Raw genomic sequence first — 19100 nt, 5'->3', positions numbered from 1 at the left:
TTAGCCACCACACTTACCTTCACCACATTTACCTTCTTTGCCGGCTTTATCGCCGCCACATTTACCTTCACCGCACTTACCTTCTTTGTCGGCTTTATCACCACCGCACTTACCTTCGCCACACTTACCTTCTTTCTCGGCTTTGTCACCACCACACTTACCTTCGCCACATTTACCTTCGTGGGCGCCGTAGTTGGCCAGGTCATAACCAGCGGAAAGCTGAGTTGCTGCAAACGGGTTGGCATCAGCAGATGCGATTGGAGCAACTGAAGTTGCAAGGAATGCAGCACCTAGAGCAGCTGCGATTTGGGTTTTGTTTGACGTTTTATTAGACATAGACATAGGGAATCTCCGGTTGCCCAGGGGTTAAATTAAGGTTGCTGCAGGTCTTTGCCTGAAATTTCAGCGTCCATCTTACGTTATTTGCAGATAATGCATGCACTAACAGTGTAGCCAACAAATGCGGATTCCCAAAGCAGGCAACCGCTTTTGCTGTGAAGGCTATGACTCAGGTCACAGTAACAAGTTCATCACCGATCATAAAAAAGTCATATTTTTCAATAAATCGAGGAGTTTTACGGATTGAGGCGGGCGGCGGATCATAATTCACTGCTGTCGCACATATTCTGCCTATTTTTGGCTTGGCGCTCGACAATATGCGTTCCTGTATTTTGACGCCCCTACATCACTGCCTGGAGTCACGTATTCTTTCAAGTTTGTTAAAACCAGTATCGTAGGGTGGATTACAATCCACCAAGCCCAGCCATAAGCACCCTATACCGGTGGATTGTAATCCACCCTACCGTTGAGACCAGAGCTGTGTCTGGCAAGGGGCTGCAGGGGCGGCCTTGTATTTTTATCAGCGCCAAGCCTCCCCCATAACTGAAGGGAGTGCTTAACCCGGTAGAGCTCGCATCCAAACTATGTAAGATCAGGCGACAGCAGCGAATCACAATCCGAACAGATTAAGCCTGCTGCAACCAAGCCAATAACAGAGGGAAATGGTCAGTATCACAGTCCTTATGGCGCACCATATTTAAGTGGTTATAGTCCCTGGCATTGCCACCACGACGGCTTAGCACCATCAAACGACCATCATGGGGCCCCAATTCCTTCATAAACTCCCGAACATCATCCGGGTCGCCATAAGCTTTATCAGAACTGGCAGCAAAGTAAAAACTGGGGGGTAATTGTTGTTGGCGGATGGCTTCACCGTAACTAAAGCCATCTTCAGCATCCACCCACTGATCGGTACTCGACCAGGTGAGATAGTCTTGATAATGAGCCCGGGATTCATTACTGGCCCCCAAACGCATCTTTTTAGCCGGAATATAGCCATTGATTGCAATCAACAGTTTGCCAAATTTGCGGCCTAAAAAATCAATAAAAAAAGCTTTGGCCGAATTCGCCGATTGAATTTTACGCCGGGCAGCAAAGTGAGCCATCCTGGCGACTGAGCAGAGACTATTGCCATAACGGGCATAGTAGCTGGTCATCAAAACACTGCCCCAACCATGCCCTACCCATATTTGCGGAATATCCCCGCGCAGCATTTTAATTTTATGAGCCATCGCGGGAATATCTTCATTAATCGCCTGATGGGAACCGAAAGCAGAAGACGCATTGACCTGCGGCCAGCTTTTGCCCTTGCCGCGTAAATCTCCGACATAAACATCATAGCCTTGCCGGGCCAAATAACAGGCCAGTCCCGTCCCTTCATCACTAAAAAAAGTACTGCCATCTTGCAACGTGGAGTGCAGCATAAAGACCGGCGTACCCAACTGGTTTTTATCCATAAAAAAACGCGTCAGGTGGGCCTGGTCCGCAGAGGGAAGCGGCACGGTGATCGATTCGTATTTAAGTCGGGTTTTCATAAAAGTAAGTTTAGCAGTTATTTTTATTTTTGCGCTTAACTGGTGACATCCAGCAAAGAGGTTTTTACGTCTCTCCACATAGCCTTTAGACGCTTTTCGGAAACCGGCTGTAGGGTTCCCAATGTTTGCGCAAATAACGACACCCGATACTCTTCCAGTAACCAGCGAAATGCCAATAGCTGCGCACTACGCATCTCAGCCTCATTGTTAGTGGTCCACTCGGCATAGAGCGGCTCACCCAGCGCTCTTAAACCGACTAATAATTGCTTGTCACGCTGAAAATGGCCTCGCAGCTTTTCCAGCCTTTGCTCAATCGCAGATAAATAGCGGGGGTACTGCTGCAAATAATGCCAGGGAGTATCTTTAATAAAACCGGGGGAAAAAAGCAGTGATAACTGCTGTTGAATATCGCCAATAGCCAGGGCCCAGGCCAACTCATTGGCATTTTTTAATTGCTTGCGGATAGTGGTATAAATCGCGGCAATCTCAGCGAGAACTTCTGCGGCATGATTAGCCTCATCGACCAGTTTGTTCTTTTCACTCTGTAGCCGCTGCTTAAACGCCTGCTCGGAACGGGGCAAGGGCTTATCGGTGATAAACACCCGATGAAAAACCGAAAATAATAAATCGTCCATCCATTCATCACGCTGCTGAGAAATACCCGCCAACTGCAAACTAATCGTATTACCGCGCAATAAATCCTTGCGCAGGGATTTCAATTGCTGGGGCATTTGCAACATAAATAGCCGCACCAAACCGCGCTGACTTTCTAACTCCGCCTGCTCAGGAAAGTCTTTTAACTCTATCGAAACACTGTTGTTGCAATCCACCAACGCCGGGTAACTGGTAACGGTCACCCCCGCCTGATCAAATTGATATTCATTGGGCAGCTCCCCAAAGTCCCATTTTTGAATATTGTCGGTTTGAAAACGCTGCTGGGTTTGCTGCTGCAGTGTTTCGGTAACCTGCCCTTCAAAATTGGCTAACAGTTTTTCCAGGTTGCGGCCCTGCCCCAGCTGCTGCCCCTCTGCATCCACTACCCGATAATTCATTCGATAGAAATCATCTAACTGATCAGGCAACCAGGCTTCCATTGGGATAAGCACACCGGCCACTTGCTTCAGTTGGCGGGTTAATACTTCTAATAGCGGGGAGTCATCGGCTTTTACCTGCGCCAGCACCTTATCGACATACTCTGGCACCGGCACCACCTGCTTACGCAGGTTTTTGGGCAATAGTTTAACCAACGCAATACATTTATCCCGCAGCATGCCAGGCACCAGCCATTCAAAACGATGACGAGGAATGCGATTAAGCAAGCCAATCGGAATAGTGACCGTGACCCCATCAGCTCGATGATTGGGTTCAAAGCGATAGCTCAGCCCAAAGACCAAATCGCCCACGCTTAGCTGAGCAGGAAATTGCCTCTCATTAATATGAGCCGCTCCATGCTGCATCAGCCGCTCTTTCTCAATATATAACAGTTTGGCCTGTTTGCGCTCGGCCTCTTTACGCCACTTTTCAAAGTGCTTTAAAGTAATAATATCGGGGCCAAGTCGCTCATCATAAAATTGAAAGAGCTGCTGATCGTCCACCAAAATATCTTTGCGGCGGGACTTGGCTTCCAGGTCTTCTATCTCCTTAACCAGCTGTTGGTTGTGGGTAAAAAATGGCGCTTTGCTGGTGACTAAAGTTTTGGGGATATTGCCCTCAACCAAGGCGGAGCGAATTAAAATCTCACGAGATAGCTTGGTATCTATAGGACCATAGTGAACTCGGTTGCGCTCACTAATCATCAAGCCGTACAGGCTAAGCTTTTCATAGGCCATTACCCTGCCCGCTTTTTGCTGCCAGTGAGGTTCGCTATAACTGCGTTTAAATAAGGGGTCATTAATCCCCATTAACCACTCTGGCTGTATCTGGGCACAGGTGCGAGCATACACCTGTGAGGTCTCTGCAATGTCTGCCGCCATAATCCATTTGGGGCTTTTCTTGAATAAGGCCGAGGCGGGAAAAATACGTAACTTGCGATTACGCGCGCCTAAATACTGTCGATCATCATCCAGGTTGGCAATATGACTTAATAGGCCTGACAGCAAGGCTTTATGCACGGCTTCATAATTAGCGGGTTCTTTATTCCCCTGGAATTTTTGCTCACGACAGGCCAGACGTAACTGGTGATGTATTTCCCGCCATTCACGCATCCTCATATAGGCTAAATACTCACGCTTGCAGAGTTTTCTTAATTGACCCTGACTGAGTTCCTGGCGCTTTTCTTCGTAGTAATTCCACAGATTGACATAGGATAAAAAGTCCGACTCCTGATGCCAAAAACGGCGGTGCTTTTCATCGGAGGCCTGCTGCTTATCAGCTGGGCGCTCACGGGGGTCCTGGATACTTAAGGCACTGACGATCACCAGGACTTCATTGAGACAGCCCAGTTTTTCCGCGGCAATAATCATCCGCGCCAAGCGCGGGTCAACCTGAAAACGGGTCAGGGTTCTGCCTATGAGGGTAAGCTGACGCTTTTTATCAACCGCCCCCAGCTCTTCCAACAACTTAAAACCATCACTGATCATGCGATGGTCCGGGGGATCAACAAAGGGGAATTTATCCACCGCTCCCATCCGCATACCCAGCATTTGCAAAATCACTGAGGCAAGGTTGGTACGCTGAATTTCCGGGTCGGTAAACTCAGGGCGGTTATTAAAATCGGCCTCGTCATAAAGACGGATACAGACACCTTCCGCCACACGGCCACAACGACCTTTACGCTGGTTGGCACTGGCCTGTGAAATCGGTTCAATAGGCAGGCGCTGGACTTTAGTGCGATAACTATAGCGGCTGATACGGGCATAACCGGGATCAACTACATAGCGAATACCCGGTACAGTTAATGAGGTTTCTGCCACATTGGTCGCCAACACAATTCGCCGCCCACGGCGCGAAGCAGTATTAAACACTTTATTTTGTTCTGCATTGCTTAAGCGGGCATATAAGGGCAGGATTTCGCAGTGTTGCCATGCCCGCTGGTCTTTTTGTACTTGCCGTAAATGGCGAGCCACTTCCCGAATATCACCTTCGCCACTAAGGAAAACCAACACATCACCTTTGGCGCTACCCTCAATAGTCATTAGCTCGCCAATGGCCATTTCAATACCCGTGGTTAAATCTCCCTCCGGTGACAGATCATCTAACGGACGGTATAAGGTTTGCACAGGATAAGTGCGGCCAGAGACTTCAATCACCGGTGCATCATTAAAATGTCTGGAGAAACTTTCAAGATCAATGGTCGCTGAAGTGATAATCACTTTTAGATCAGGGCGTTTAGGCAATAGTTGCTTGAGAAAGCCCAGTAAAAAATCAATATTCAGACTGCGCTCGTGAGCCTCGTCAATAATCAGGGTGTCATAGCGATTAAGAAATTTATCCCGCTGTATTTCCGCCAGTAAAATACCGTCGGTCATTAATTTAATATGAGAGTTTTCTGAAACATGATCGGTAAAACGAACCTGATAGCCAACCCCCTCGCCCAAGGGTGTTTCTAATTCATCAGCAATACGCTGGGCTACGGTACGTGCCGCTAAGCGACGGGGCTGAGTATGGCCAATCAGGCCATTAACCCCTCGGCCCAATTCAAGGCAAATTTTGGGTAGCTGGGTGGTTTTACCTGAACCGGTTTCACCGGCAATAACGACGACCTGATGCTGACTGATAGCCTCGGCAATGTCATCACGCTTATCGGCAATAGGGAGATCGGGGAAGTGTATCTTCGGCACTGTTTGCTGGCGCTGTTCGACCAGAGCGATAGATTTTTCAATGCGGGCCTGCAGTGCTTGAATAGTGTCGTCTATTGGCTTGCCTTCAGCCAACTGTTTGTCCAATTGCTGTAGTTTTCGCTGCACAGGATGGCGGTCAACCAGCATACACTGGCTAACGGCTTGTTTTAGCTTGTTAAGATGGGAGTGTTGCGACTGGTCCACGGGTACTGCCAAAGGCCTTAATGTAAAAGAGGCATTATAACGCTAAAGGAGTGCCTGGCGAACAACTATGTTGGACCCCTGGGCCGCCCGTAGGGTGGATTATAATCCACCGATAATAACGGTTCCTGGCTGGGTTTGGTGGATTATAATCCACCCTACAATCTCTGACGTTGCTTTGCGGGGGTTAGCGCAGGTCTTTGCGCAGTATTTTACCCACTGTAGATTTAGGCAGATCGTCCCTAAATTCAAAATGCTTCGGCACTTTATAAGCGGTTAGATTATCCCGACAATAAGCGATAAGTTCTTTTTCGCTAATGGGGTTGGCCAATACCGCAAAGATTTTAATCGCTTCTCCGGTTTTATCATCGGGCACACCCACCGCGGCACATTCAACCACATCAGGGTGCTGGCTAATCACATCTTCTAATTCATTGGGGTAAACATTAAAACCGGAGACAATAATCATATCTTTCTTACGATCAACAATGCGCATAAAACCATCGTCCTGCATCAGGGCGATATCACCGGTATAAAACCAGCCTTCATCATCAATCACTTCAGCGGAAGCTTCAGGGCGCTGCCAATAGCCCTCCATAACCTGAGGACCTTTGACCGCCAATTCACCCCTTTCTCCGACAGCAACTGTCTGGCCTTGCTCATCTACCATTTTAATCTGGGTAGAAGGTACGGCTATACCGATGGTATTGACCTGGTTACCGCTGCCGGGGTTGGCAGATACCACTGGTGAGGTTTCTGTTAAACCATAGCCCTGAAAAACATCGCTGCCGGTAATTGTCTGCCACTGTTTGGCAGCATCACCGGTTAATGCCATACCGCCAGACATGGTCATTTTTAAGGTGGAAAAGTCGGCGTCACTAAAAGACGGGTGATTGCAGAGACTGACAAATAAGGTGTTGATACCGCAAAAAGCCGTCATCGGATAACGTTTTACATCGGCAATTAGCGCGTCAGTATCTTTGGGGTTGGGGATTAACACCGTGTGGTTGCCCGTCACCAATAGCAGCATGCCCATGGTAAAGGTATAAATATGGTAGAGCGGCAGCGGCGAAATCATAGTTTCGCCGGCATTTTCCAGCCCAAAACCTGAAAACATCTCAAGGCTCTGCATCACATTGCTCACCAGGTTGCGATGGCTAAGCATGGCTCCCTTGGCCACACCGGTGGTCCCGCCGGTATATTGCAAGATTGCCAGCTGTTTTTGCTCTAAAGCGGCAGGTTTAAAAGCGGCAGTATCACCAAGACTGAGAGCCTTGCGGTAACTGATAGCATTGGGAATAGTCAGGGAAGGCACCATCTTTTTAAGGTACTTGGCACCCAGATTGGTATAAAGGCGCCGACCCAGCGGATGGAGGTCAGCCAATTCAGTGATAATGACAGTGTTAACACCGGTATTAGCCACGATACTTTCCAGAGTTTTACCCAGATTAGCCAATATCACAATCGCTTTGGCACCGGAATCATTGAGCTGATGCTCCAGCTCACGGGGGGTATAAAGGGGGTTGGTATTGACCACCACCATACCCGCCATCATCGCGCCATACAGCGCCACGGGGTATTGGATCAGGTTAGGCAGCTGAATAGCAATCCGGTCACCAGGTTCCAGCGCTGTATGCTGTTGCAGATAGCTGGCAAATTGCAGAGCGTACTGATAGGTCTCAGTAAAACTTAGCGTATGCCCCAGACTACTAAAAGCGGGGCTGGGCCCAAATTCAGCCACTGCCTGCTCAAATAAGCTGACAATGGTCGCCTCTGGGTCAACCTCAATACTGGGGCTAATACCATGCTTCTCAAGAGCTTGCTGGATTAAAGTGTTCATTCTGCCTCCGCTTTAGCAACTGCCAACATTAGCTAGCTGGAGGGCTATAGTCAAAGATGATCAATATTCATAGATAAAATAGTTTACAATAGCCGACGCTGTACCAAACCAATAAGACACACCATAAAGCAAATCTATTAAGGAATCACCGTGAGTACCATTGATAATATTACCTACGACGAAATCAGCATCGGCCAAACGGCCACTTATAGCAAAACCCTGACTGAAGATGATTTAGTGCTATTTGCCGCCGTATCCGGGGATGTTAACCCCGTGCATCTGGACCCTGAATTTGCCGCCACCACGATGTTTAAAGAACGTATTGGCCACGGAGCCTGGACCGGCTCTATTATCTCAGCCGCATTGGCCCTGGAGTTACCAGGTCCTGGTACCATCTATTTGGGTCAAAGCCTGTCTTTTCGTGCACCGGTAAAAGTAGGTGATACGGTCACCATCAATCTGGAAGTGACCGAAAAGAAAGACGGCAAAAACTTTGTTACCCTGAATACCGTGGCAGTCAATCAGGACGGCACTACCGTCGCCAAAGGCTCTGCCGAGGTGATTGCGCCGACTGAAAAGCTATCCTTAGCCAAGCCTGAACTGCCTCCTATCAAGATCGGCTAACTGGTTGTTTTTTGGCCACTAACGATAAGATTCAGCCTGATTGTTAGTGGCCTCCCCCTTTTACGTGACATAGACAACAAAGCCCGGATATTAAGCTGCCCGGTTTTCTGCAATAGTCTATACTTTCGTCTAAACATTTAACCTCAGGTCAACTCAATACCCATTAAAATCAATAACTAACCGTTGAGCCGATACACTATAAAGATCGATTAGTAACAGGATAATCCGTGTCAAAATGTCAAAAATGGCTTAATGCCATCATTATCAGCGCAGTCACCACGCTTTCCAGCGGCGCTATTGCCCAGTCACTGGCCGCTGCCGAGCAGCAACTAGCGACCCAGCAACAGCAGCTAGCCGAGCTACAAGTGCAACAGACCCAGCTGCAAGCAGCCCAACGACAAGCCGTCAGTGATTTGCAGCCGCTGCAAAACCAGGACTCGCCGGAAAAAGACAAACTGGATGCCGCCAAAGCAGCTCTGGATAAGGAGCAAGCTGACTACGATGCCAACCCAAGCCCGGAAAATAAGTCAAGACTGAAAAATAGCGAATTTAAATATGCTCTGGCTGAGCGCAAGTTTAAAAAAGCCAATGCCAAACAATTTGAATTACAGGAAAGCAATCAGGCTCTGGAAGCACAACTGGCCAGTAACACTGAGCAAATCAATACCCTAACCGCTGCTATTTCAGCACAGCAGGTTGCGGTCGATAAAGCACGCAGCGCGGATGCCGCAGCCCAAAGCAGCCGCTTGGCGGAAGAGCAGCGGTTAAAAGCTGAGGCCGCTGAAGCCGAGATTGCTCGCTTAAAAGCGCAGTTACAGGCCGAAGAACAGGCAAAAATAGCACAGGCCCGTAAAGACGAAGAAGCCAAACTTGCCGCCGCTGCCGCCGCAGAAGCAGCCGCCAAAACCACCGCAGCAGCCACGGCAACGGCGACGACAGTTGCCACTGTAACGCCCTCTGTAAATGCGGCAGTAACAACAACAGCCAGTACAACGGTTGCCGTTGCCGAACCGGCAACAGAAGAAACCGTTAACAAGGCAAGCCTCGACAATCCAGCAGCTGATGACGGCGTTGCTTTTCTTAGTACCGGTGCAGAAGTGACGGCTGAAGAGCAGCGTATCGCCGCGATTTTAGCAACGCCGGAAAAGAAAAAATCTTCGCGCTATAACAAAATCCTTAACGTCAAAATTATTGATAGCAATGGTGATAGCGGCAAAACAGTTTCCCATGCACTGCGCCCTAAAGGCCATAATATTTACCGTGGCAATGCCGAATTAATACAAGGAGATACTGTGTTTATCGTGGGCTTTAATCGCTGGCGTCAACAAGTAGTAACCTCCAGTGAAAACTACGAAGTTATCTACGATGGTTCAGACCCCAAGAACCCTCGTTTGGTGTATTTCGTTAATACCCCCTAGTACCCATCTGTCATTCCCGCGGTCGCGGGAATGCACTGATACCTATGCCTGAACAGCCCCCCTCCCCCTACCATCTCGATACTGCGCAATTAGATTGGCAGCCGGGCAATGTACCTGAGGCCAGAGACTTTGGTGATATCTACTTTCTGCTGCAACAGGGGCTGGAAGAAACACGCTATGTTTTTTTGCAACACAATCAACTGCAACAGCGCTGGCCAACACTGCAGGCCTTTGATCATTTTAGTATTGGTGAAACCGGCTTTGGTACTGGGCTGAATTTTTTAGCCAGCTGGCAACTGTGGCAAAATATAGCCCCGCAAAACGCGCAGCTACATTTTGTATCGGTAGAAAAACACCCCTTAAGTTATACCGATTTGGAACGCTCATTATCGGCCTGGCCAGAACTGACTGACTTCGCCACACAGCTACTAGAACAATACCCAACGTTAACCGCCGGTTACCACCTGCTCAAATTTGATAGCGGCCGTATCAGCCTGCACCTGTTACTGGGCGACGGTATCGAAGGCCTTGAACAATTGCGTAGCAGTGACCACCCACAATGGAAAGCTCACAATCATGTCACTATGGATGCCTGGTTTCTGGATGGTTTCTCACCCGCTAAAAACCCGGATTTATGGAATGATAAACTCTATAGCTTAATGGCTGACCTCAGTGGGCCCCACACCACGGTTGCCACTTTTACTGCCGTCACTGCCGTGCGTAAAGGATTGGCGGCGCAGGGTTTTGAGATAAAAAAAGACAAGGGTTTTAGAAAACGGGAAATGTTATTTGGGCAATTTAACCCCGACAGCAGAGACAAACTGCAACCCCATACCGACAGGCCGAACCCTAAAAGCATTACCGCCCCCTGGTACTTCCAACAACAAACGCCCACCCAAGGTAAGCATATCGCCATTATTGGCGGTGGCTTAGCTGGCTGCAGCAGCGCCTATGCACTGGCGCAAAGGGGCTGCAAAGTCACATTAATTGAACGGTCTGACCGACTGGCGGCGGCGGCTTCTGGCAATCCGCAGGGCATGTTATATACCAAGCTATCCACCGAAGCTGGCACTCTTAACCGGTTTACTCTGAGTAGCTATTTATACGCGCTGCGGTTTTATCGACAGTGGCAGAAAACCCATAATATTTCATCGGAGCATATCGATTTTTGCGGTGTTTTACAGTTGGCCAGCAACGCTAAAGAACAGCGAATGGTGCCTCTATTACAGCAGGCCTTTGCTAATTACCCTGAACTGATTCAATGCGTTGATCAACAGCAGGCATCAGAATTAGCCGGAGTGGATATGCAGTTTCCAGGCTGGTTTTTTCCTGCGGCGGGTTGGGTCTCGCCGGTGTATTTATGCCAGTCACTCAGTAGCCATCCTAATATCGATATTATTTTTCAACAGCAAGCCATCACACTGGAACACCAGCAACAGCAATGGCAACTATCCACCGACACCGGGCCTCTGGTAAGCGCCGATGCGGCTATTATTGCCAACAGCCATGATGCACTGCATTTTGAACAAAGCCAAACCCTGCCGACCAAGACCATTCGTGGACAAATCACTTTGCTGCAAACCTCACCAGAAACCGCAGCATTAAAAACCGTTATTTGCCATGAAGGCTATATCACTCCCGCCATTAATAACACTCACAACTTAGGGGCGACCTTTGACAATGGCGATACGGACACCAGTACTCGCCAGCAAGATCACCAGCGCAATCTGGACAGCCTGCATCGGATGATCCCCTCACTACTACCCAAGCCTTGCGCTATAGATACCTCATCGCTGACAGGCCGAGCCGGTTTACGCTGTACCAGCCCGGATTATTTGCCCATGGTGGGCCCGGTCCATGATCAACAGCAATTTCTGGCAGACTACGCCCCTCTGCGCAAGAATGCCCACGCCGGGATTACCAGCCCCGGCCATTATTACCCCAACCTGTATCTCAATATTGGCCATGGCTCCCGCGGATTAACCTCAACCCCATTGTGTAGTGAGCTAATCGCTGCCATGATCTGCTCAGAGCCATTGCCATTGCCGCGGCATTTGGTCAGTGCACTCAATCCGGCTCGTTTTGTTATCCGCGACCTGATTCGCAACAAAGTATAAAAATGCTCTACAATAACTGAAATACCATCAACCACGTGTTGGAGATCACTATGCTACTGTCACATGAAAGCCCTTTGGCCATACCTACTGAGTTAGATAGTATCCATAATTATTACGAAGGCATGGTATTCGAGGCCTTACAGAAAAAAATGCCCAGCCGCTTTGGCAGCAATGACTATACGGCAGATATCGCCTGTGTAGCGCTGAATAATTTACCGCCACGATATATTCGCCACGATGTAGATATGGCGTTTTACCTGTCGCCAAATGAACGCCAGGAGATGGTGGATAAAGTGGATAAAGCGGTGACCGATGCGATTAGCTTCGTCGATAACAGTGACAAAGAGTATGATGAAGGCTAAATATAGAGGCTTTAGCTTACTTGTTTACCTATTTACCTGCGCCACAAGTTTCGCCGCCCAGCCTGTTATAGAATACCAGTACCAGATTGTTGAACAATTTCAGCATGACCCGCAACTATTTACTCAAGGCCTGGAATTTCATGACGGCATTCTTTATGAAAGTGCCGGTCAGCGAGGCGCATCACAGCTGCTAAGCAGAACCTTGGACAACCCTACCCCCCTGCAACAACACTCGCTGGATAAGCGTTATTTTGCCGAAGGGATAACACTACTAAAGCAACAGCTTTACCAATTAACCTGGCAGGCCCAACAAGGTTTTATTTATAACCCCAGTACCTTGGAACAAACGGCACAATTTACGATTACAGGTGAAGGCTGGGGCCTAACCAATAATGGTGAAGCACTTATTATGAGCAATGGTTCTTCACAACTTCAGTTTATTGATCCTGTAAGTTTTAAAACATTGCGTACGCTTACCGTCACATTTGAAAACAACCCGGTCGAAAAACTCAATGAACTGGAATGGGTAAACGGCTTGATTTATGCCAATATATGGCAGAGCCAATGGATCATTATGATTGACCCAGACAATGGACAAGTGGTCGGTAAAGTTTTTCTGAAAGATATTCTCCCCAAACATCAACGCAACCCTAAAACAGATGTACTCAATGGCATCGCTTACGATAGAGCCAAGCAGCGACTGCTAGTCACTGGCAAATACTGGCCAACATTGTTCCATATTTCCCTAACCCCCATAACAAAAGACTGATGTCACGTCTTGCCTGCCAACGCTGCTTACGCCCACCCAGCGTGTGCTACTGCCACACTCTGGAAGTGATCGATAATCAGTGGCCGGTGTATATCCTTCAACATCCAAAAGAAGCCAAGCATGCCATTGGGACAGCCCGTATTGCCCAACTTAGCTTAAAGCAGTGCCAAACGCTTATTGCTAAAAAACCGGGCGACGTAGAATTATTGATGACCAATATACAACCACTACTGGTTTATCCCGGCGATAACAGCACGGCCGTTAATGATATTGATCCAGGCACAATCCAGCCATTATTATTTTTAGATGGCAGCTGGCGAAAAACCCGACGCATGTTACACGAGTCACCATGGCTGGCTGCATTGCCACGAATTAGCATGGTACTACCTGCATCGCGTTATAAAATACGCAAAGAGCCACACCCCACGGCAGTATCCACTGTTGAAGCGATTGCCGGTGTATTAGCTGCACTCGAACGCGATACTCAAAAGTATCAACCCCTACTAACCACCATGGATTGGATGATTGCACAACAAATCATGCAGATGGGTGATAAAACCTACCAAAAAAACTATTCGGGCAGCTAAGCCCCTGGCTATTGGTTACCCCGATTATCTGAATGTCGCTTTTTCTTTTGCTGAACAATTCGCTGATAGATCTCTTCACGATGGATTTCTATCTCTCTGGGAGCAGCAATCCCCATCCGTACCTGATTACCTTGAACCTGTAAAATAGTAAGCCTTACATTATCATTGATAACAACCGTTTCACCAATTCTTCTCGTCAGTATTAGCATCCCTGTTCCCCTCTTAATAAAACACCTACAATGATGCAGGAAGTGTGAATATCAGGGAGACTCGAACCATTCAAGACCCCCTCCGTAAATACCTTTACTATTTAAGGTATCAACATTTTAACCAGCAAAGACCCACAAGAGAATAAACCCTATGTGATCAGGAACCCTATTAATGGGATTTATAAAGACAGGACATAGAACAAAATCACGGATAAAATAGACTTTATGGCTCATGGATACCAATACATAGACACAACTATAGTGACAGGGACTGTTCTTTATGATCAGCGTCGAAACAGCACTCCATTTTTTTATGCTTAATAGCAGCCTTTGCCTTATGCCTTGCGCTGAAATGGTTATTGTTATCACTCACTCAAGCACTCAGGGCTGGAAGTCAGGCATGGCTTTTGTGGCTGGAACCGGCACTGCTCTGCTGATTCAAGTGCTATTAATGGCATTTGGCGTCTCAGCGATCATTCAAGCATCGGTGACAGTCTTTCATCTACTAAAAATTATTGGCGTTACCTACTTGCTGTTTTTAGCCTGGCAAATATTGATGCAACCTACCACACTGGCAAGTCAGGAGGGGCCTGGACTCACCAGCAAAGTCGCGCTTTTCCGCAAAGGCGTAACACTTAACTTCTCAACACCAATGACCCCGCTATTTCTTTTATTCCTGATTCCCACCTTTATTGAAATAGACAAAGGGAGCATTACGTCCCAATCATTGCAACTGGGTGGTGTACTGGTGCTGTCCTTTCTATGTGTTTATACCCTGTATTGCTTTTGTGCCGATAGAGCGGGAGCAATACTATTGCAATCGGAAAAATTCCGTCGTTACTTGCAGCGAATAGCGGCCTCAACCATTGCTGGCTTTGCCATCTATTTGGCCTGGGCCCAACCTGTATTGTGAACCATACAAAGAGATGACCAAGCTGCTAATAGCCAATAAAACCCGCGCTAGTGAAAAATCACTGGAAGCTTTCTGAATGAATAGCTGGTCATTTGATAAAACCACTTCAACTGGTCTCTCGGCGGACAACTAATGCCTGAAAACCGATGCAGTAAAACCTCCAGAAAAATAGCTACCTGTGACTTTAATAAGCGTTCGCCCAAACAGCGGTGCATACCATAACCCAGAGATAGATGCGTATTATTATTTGGGCGGAATATATCAAAGGTATCTGCACAATCAAAATGCCCATGGTCACGATTTGCAGAGCCTAATAGTAAATAAATCGTGGTACTCTCTGGAATATGTACACCAGAAACTGTCACAGGTAATAAATTTCGCCGAGGCAAGATATGAGTGGGCGAATCATAGCGAAGCAATTCATCAGTAAACAAGGTTATATTTTCCGGGCTTTTTTTGAGTTGATCAACCAATAATGGCTCCTGCGATAGACGCAATATAGCATGACTTAATAACTGGGCCACAGGCATCAGGCCTGCACTAAAAATCAGCTCAATCAACGCCGCTTTCTGGGCAGTCGTTAATACTTTGTCGCCGGGGTCTGCACCCAACAAACGGCTAACAAAATCGCCGACAGGCTTATTATGACGCGATAAAATAAGCTGCTTAAAATAGGCAGTACCTTCCTCGCTATACTGTTCAATTTTTTTCAGACAGGCCGGGTCAGGCTCGCTGGGCGGCATCTCTACCAGCTGCCGCCAGTCCCTTAAGTTGGCAAACTGGTCTTCAGGATCGACACCAAAGAAATGATTAATGATTTGCTCTGCATAGGGACAGGCGACCCCATCAAAAAAATCCAGCGAGTGATGACTCTTTAAGGCCGCCACGGCTTTTTCGGCCACTCGGTACATTGCAGCCCTTTCAGCGGCAACTGCAGTATAAGCAAAGTCCTTGCTAACCAGCCTTCTATGGTAGGTGTGTTCCGGCTTATCTTCTAAAGCCAGAATATATTCTTCCGGATTGGCAGCCTCGGGCATCCACTCAGTTTCAAAGGCAGCAGCCAAATCAGTTGAAGAAAAAATATCCGGTTGCTTAAGGATAGAAACAATATCATCGTAACGACTAATTGCTAACATTCCCTCCTGCTCCAAGGGGCAAATCGAGTGGTATTGCCGTAATTTTTTGTAGGTTGGATAGGGATCGACATGCATAAACGGTGCTAACAGATTAATTTTATATTCGGCGCCACCTGTGTCTACTCTATCTTTCACAATCACCTCTCGTTTTGGTAAAAAAACCAGCAAATACCTATCAGGATAATCATTAAAAAAGGGAATAAAGCACTACAGAAAATATGGACTGAATTTACACCATCCATTATCACTTATTTACCACGAATAGTTTTCCGTCAATCCCTTACCGCTGACATGATAAACCTGAAAAAAGCAGTCAATCAGCCAGATGTTACACCGCTCAATTTATTTGAACAACGTTAAAAAAAACAAGTTCAAAGAATCAAACCAAGCAATGCTTGTCGGTAAAAGTTGGCGTTACGAAGGGGGCTAAAGTTAGCCAATAGAGCGACTGAGTAATCAGGCGAGAGATCGCCCTAGTCAGCCACCATTTCATTAGATTCACTAAATACCCAGGCAAAGATCAGGCTAAAGCCAAAATACTCATTCTTTTTAACCAGGGGGCTATCTTCATTAGCGGCACCATCAAGATTATAGTAACTGACTTTTCCGCCAATAAAGTAATCTCCAATACGGCGCTTGAGTGACAGGGAAAATCGCCCTGCGGTATAACCGGATTTAGCTTTATAAAAGGCGCGGTCTTCGGTAACAAACGCCTGTTCAACATTATAGACATAGCCATGGTAGCGGCGATCACTAAAGACTGGGCCCAATGTTGAGGTTATCGTCCAAGGGCCATAAAAGCGCTCATAGTGCATACGTGGATTGGAGGTCCAGCCCTGATGTCTGGCGATATCATCACCAAAGGTAAAACCACCGCGCACAGGAAAATCCGCCCGCAAACGGTGGTTGTCATCTTTATGGATTAGGTACTGCAGCGTTGGGCCAACCTCCAGCATGATATCGAGGTCATCCATCCCTTCACGGGCATCGTTATCTTCACTATTGACTGGTAGTGAGCCACTAACACTAAGATTAAGGTCCAACTTTTCACTGTCGTAGATAAAACCCCGGAGGCCGCCACGATCGGCGCGGATCATTTCACCACGGTAAGTAAAATACGGCAGCGGCAATAGATAGCCTTTTTCCTGGTCAGCACCCAGATAATGGGGATGGTAGAGACCCGCAGCACCAATGCCAGCCTCCCACTTGGGTTGCTCTTCAGCCACTACCGCAACAGACAGAAGCAACAACCACAACGTTATTATTATTCGCACCCAGACCGCCTTATCGTTTTATTCTATAACAAAGCGGACAATCTAATCGGTCTGGGTGAATTAATCAATCAAGATTATTTTGAGGGCTGACTATTTTTCCGCTGCTTCTCAAGCTGCTCAGCTTTCACTTCGCGCTTTTTATGCAGTTGATCGACAACCTCAGAGCCCATATGGCTTTCGCCACGCTGGCTGGCTAAGCGCATTTGCTTTTCACGTTCGCTAAAACGCTGGCGCTGCTGTTCACTCAACTTGTCATAGCAGGAAGGACAGCTAACACCCTGTTGGTATTTTTCGCTAAGTTTATCATTGTCTGTAATGGGTAAACGGCAGGCATGGCACTGGTCATAATTACCCTTCTCTAATTGATGATTTACGGTGACGCGATCATCAAAGACAAAACACTCGCCATCCCACAGGGTATGTTCCTCTGGGACTTCTTCCAGATATTTTAAAACGCCACCTTTAAGGTGATAAACCTCATCAAAGCCCTGCTCTTTTAAATAAGCGGTCGATTTTTCGCAGCGGATACCACCAGTACAAAACATCGCGACTTTTTTATGCTTCGCCGGATCAAGGTTATCTTTGACATATTGGGGGAATTCGCGAAACGTTTCGGTATTGGGGTTAATCGCGTTTTTAAAGGTACCCACCTGCACTTCGTAATCATTGCGGGTATCGACCAGTAAAACATCCGGGTCGCTGATCAACTGATTCCACTCTTTGGGTTCTACATAGGTGCCAACGACTTCTTTGGGGTTAATCCCCTCGACGCCCATTGTCACTATTTCTTTCTTTAATTTAACTTTGGTGCGCAAAAATGGGCGCTGAGTCGTCGTGGATTCTTTGCAATCAATATCACTCAGCTCTGGCTGCCGGCGCAACCATAGTAATAACTGGTCGATTCCCTCGCGAGAACCAGCAACAGTGCCATTAATGCCCTCACTGGCCAGTAGCAAGGTGCCGCAGATATTAAGCTGCTTCATGGTATTTAACAGGGGATCGCGCAGTGCTTCATAGTTGTCCAGACGGACGAACTTATACATAGCACACACAATATAGGTGTCAGTAGACATGGTCTTTTCCTCAGCTAGCCGGAACGTAAATCCGGTGCGTTAATTTCGGCAAGGATTATAGGAAATATATAGGCCGATGTCCTGCTTAATTGATGGCACTTTTGACCCAGATCACCATCATTCCCAGACAGTCCCATCGCTGTCCAGGGCACATAGCCCGCAAGGTGGATTTTAATCCACCCTACTCTGTCTTATTGGCTTAAAGCTGGCCTTATTCTAGGCTATTGAACCAGACAGCAATGCACACAGGCGTGGACTGCAGGATAGATTCGCGAGTATGGCAGAGGTTTAAAAAGCTGCTGTTAGTTGGTCAAAATGCTCAATCACCCAGTCAGCAGTATCAGCATAATGGCGATTATGTTCATTAAGATATAAACAGGAGCGCATATTCGCGTTAGCAGCAACTTCAATATCAAAGAGGTAATCACCGATATAGACCATATTGCCACAGGGCATTTGCCACCGCTCGGCAAGCATCAATAAGCCCTGTGGATGGGGTTTGGGTAAGCAGTCTTCGCGGGTTAATACGGCCTCAATGGGAATGGCCAGAGACGCCAGCGTCAGGGCTGTCGCCTCCCGCATATTGCGGGTCAAGATTGCCATGGGGATATTGAGGGCCTTCAGATGATGAACAAAGGCTTCAGCACCGGGCATCCAGCTCGCGGCTTTAGCCCCCGCCATTTCATGCTGTCGAATAATACGGTGGGCATTATCGATAAGAAGCGGATCTGACAGTGTGTCTAGATGCTCCAGAATAGGCTGGCCTTCGGGGAAACCCAACTCTTCCCGCATAGCATCAAAATCCAGTTTAGAGTCGACCAGCGTCCCATCCATATCAAAGACAACCCCCGTAATGGTCGAGGTATTGATACTTACTTGTGTCATGAAAGTGTCTCAGGTGTGATTTATCGTTATCAGTGATAG

General features: G+C 47.6%; 16 protein-coding genes. 7 read left to right on the top strand and 9 right to left on the bottom strand.

What is annotated here, in order from left to right; genetic code table 11:
- From BST96_RS14865 to BST96_RS14850, 4 genes are all read right to left on the bottom strand, one after another.
- Entirely contained in the window at nt 1-342 is a 342-nt protein-coding gene (locus BST96_RS14865; protein WP_085759461.1) for an HvfA family oxazolone/thioamide-modified RiPP metallophore, read from the bottom strand.
- 623 nt (nt 343-965) lie between these two features.
- Entirely contained in the window at nt 966-1874 is a 909-nt protein-coding gene (locus BST96_RS14860; RefSeq protein ID WP_085759460.1) for an alpha/beta fold hydrolase, read from the bottom strand.
- A gap of 35 nt (nt 1875-1909) precedes the next feature.
- Complete coding sequence (gene hrpA / locus BST96_RS14855; protein ID WP_276206917.1) at nt 1910-5857, bottom strand: ATP-dependent RNA helicase HrpA; 3948 nt, start codon at nt 5855-5857, stop codon at nt 1910-1912.
- A gap of 184 nt (nt 5858-6041) precedes the next feature.
- Nucleotides 6042-7694 carry an AMP-binding protein gene (locus tag BST96_RS14850; RefSeq protein WP_085759458.1) on the bottom strand — a complete coding sequence of 551 codons (1653 nt, stop codon included), beginning with the start codon at nt 7692-7694 and terminating at the stop codon, nt 6042-6044.
- 150 nt (nt 7695-7844) lie between these two features.
- Here BST96_RS14850 and BST96_RS14845 point away from each other — a divergent pair, with 150 nt between their 5' ends.
- From BST96_RS14845 to BST96_RS14820, 6 genes are all read left to right on the top strand, one after another.
- Entirely contained in the window at nt 7845-8318 is a 474-nt protein-coding gene (locus tag BST96_RS14845) for a MaoC/PaaZ C-terminal domain-containing protein (RefSeq protein WP_085759457.1), read from the top strand.
- Nucleotides 8319-8545: 227 nt separating this feature from the next.
- On the top strand, nt 8546-9736 hold the full coding sequence (locus tag BST96_RS14840) for a hypothetical protein (protein WP_085759456.1): 1191 nt from the start codon (nt 8546-8548) through the stop codon (nt 9734-9736).
- Nucleotides 9737-9780: 44 nt separating this feature from the next.
- Nucleotides 9781-11853: a bifunctional tRNA (5-methylaminomethyl-2-thiouridine)(34)-methyltransferase MnmC2/FAD-dependent 5-carboxymethylaminomethyl-2-thiouridine(34) oxidoreductase MnmC1 gene (mnmC, locus tag BST96_RS14835; RefSeq protein ID WP_085759455.1), complete on the top strand. Its 2073-nt coding sequence runs from the start codon at nt 9781-9783 to the stop codon at nt 11851-11853.
- 50 nt (nt 11854-11903) lie between these two features.
- On the top strand, nt 11904-12215 hold the full coding sequence (locus BST96_RS14830) for a late competence development ComFB family protein (protein WP_085759454.1): 312 nt from the start codon (nt 11904-11906) through the stop codon (nt 12213-12215).
- Nucleotides 12202-12984 carry a glutaminyl-peptide cyclotransferase gene (locus BST96_RS14825; protein ID WP_169714011.1) on the top strand — a complete coding sequence of 261 codons (783 nt, stop codon included), beginning with the start codon at nt 12202-12204 and terminating at the stop codon, nt 12982-12984. Before BST96_RS14830 ends, BST96_RS14825 begins: the two co-directional genes overlap by 14 nt.
- A complete protein-coding gene (locus tag BST96_RS14820; RefSeq protein WP_085759452.1) occupies nt 12984-13571 on the top strand; it encodes a tRNA-uridine aminocarboxypropyltransferase in 588 nt (195 codons plus the stop codon). The genes BST96_RS14825 and BST96_RS14820 overlap by 1 nt, the downstream gene beginning before the upstream one ends.
- 8 nt (nt 13572-13579) lie before the next feature.
- Here the strand turns inward: BST96_RS14820 and csrA are convergent, their stop codons facing one another.
- Nucleotides 13580-13780, bottom strand: coding sequence for a carbon storage regulator CsrA (csrA, locus tag BST96_RS14815; RefSeq protein WP_085759451.1), 201 nt, complete (start codon nt 13778-13780; stop codon nt 13580-13582).
- 280 nt (nt 13781-14060) lie between these two features.
- On the opposite strand from csrA, the gene BST96_RS14810 reads away from it, so the two are divergent.
- Nucleotides 14061-14693, top strand: coding sequence for a LysE family translocator (locus BST96_RS14810; protein ID WP_085759450.1), 633 nt, complete (start codon nt 14061-14063; stop codon nt 14691-14693).
- Nucleotides 14694-14740: 47 nt separating this feature from the next.
- Here the strand turns inward: BST96_RS14810 and BST96_RS14805 are convergent, their stop codons facing one another.
- The 4 genes from BST96_RS14805 to BST96_RS14790 form a co-directional block, all read right to left on the bottom strand.
- Nucleotides 14741-15964, bottom strand: coding sequence for a cytochrome P450 (locus BST96_RS14805; protein WP_085759449.1), 1224 nt, complete (start codon nt 15962-15964; stop codon nt 14741-14743).
- Between the two features lie 338 nt (nt 15965-16302).
- The gene (locus tag BST96_RS14800) at nt 16303-17103 is read right to left on the bottom strand and encodes a MipA/OmpV family protein (protein WP_085759448.1); all 801 of its coding nucleotides are present in this window, start codon (nt 17101-17103) and stop codon (nt 16303-16305) included.
- Nucleotides 17104-17177: 74 nt separating this feature from the next.
- A complete protein-coding gene (gene trhO, locus BST96_RS14795; RefSeq protein ID WP_085759447.1) occupies nt 17178-18176 on the bottom strand; it encodes an oxygen-dependent tRNA uridine(34) hydroxylase TrhO in 999 nt (332 codons plus the stop codon).
- Nucleotides 18177-18464: 288 nt separating this feature from the next.
- Nucleotides 18465-19061: an HAD family hydrolase gene (locus BST96_RS14790; protein WP_206045350.1), complete on the bottom strand. Its 597-nt coding sequence runs from the start codon at nt 19059-19061 to the stop codon at nt 18465-18467.
- Nucleotides 19062-19100 lie beyond the last annotated feature (39 nt).

It is taken from the genome of Oceanicoccus sagamiensis (assembly GCF_002117105.1).
Taxonomy (GTDB): domain Bacteria; phylum Pseudomonadota; class Gammaproteobacteria; order Pseudomonadales; family Dasaniaceae; genus Oceanicoccus; species Oceanicoccus sagamiensis.
Note: the sequence above shows the minus strand (reverse complement) of the source record. Positions and strands in the feature narration are given on the sequence as shown.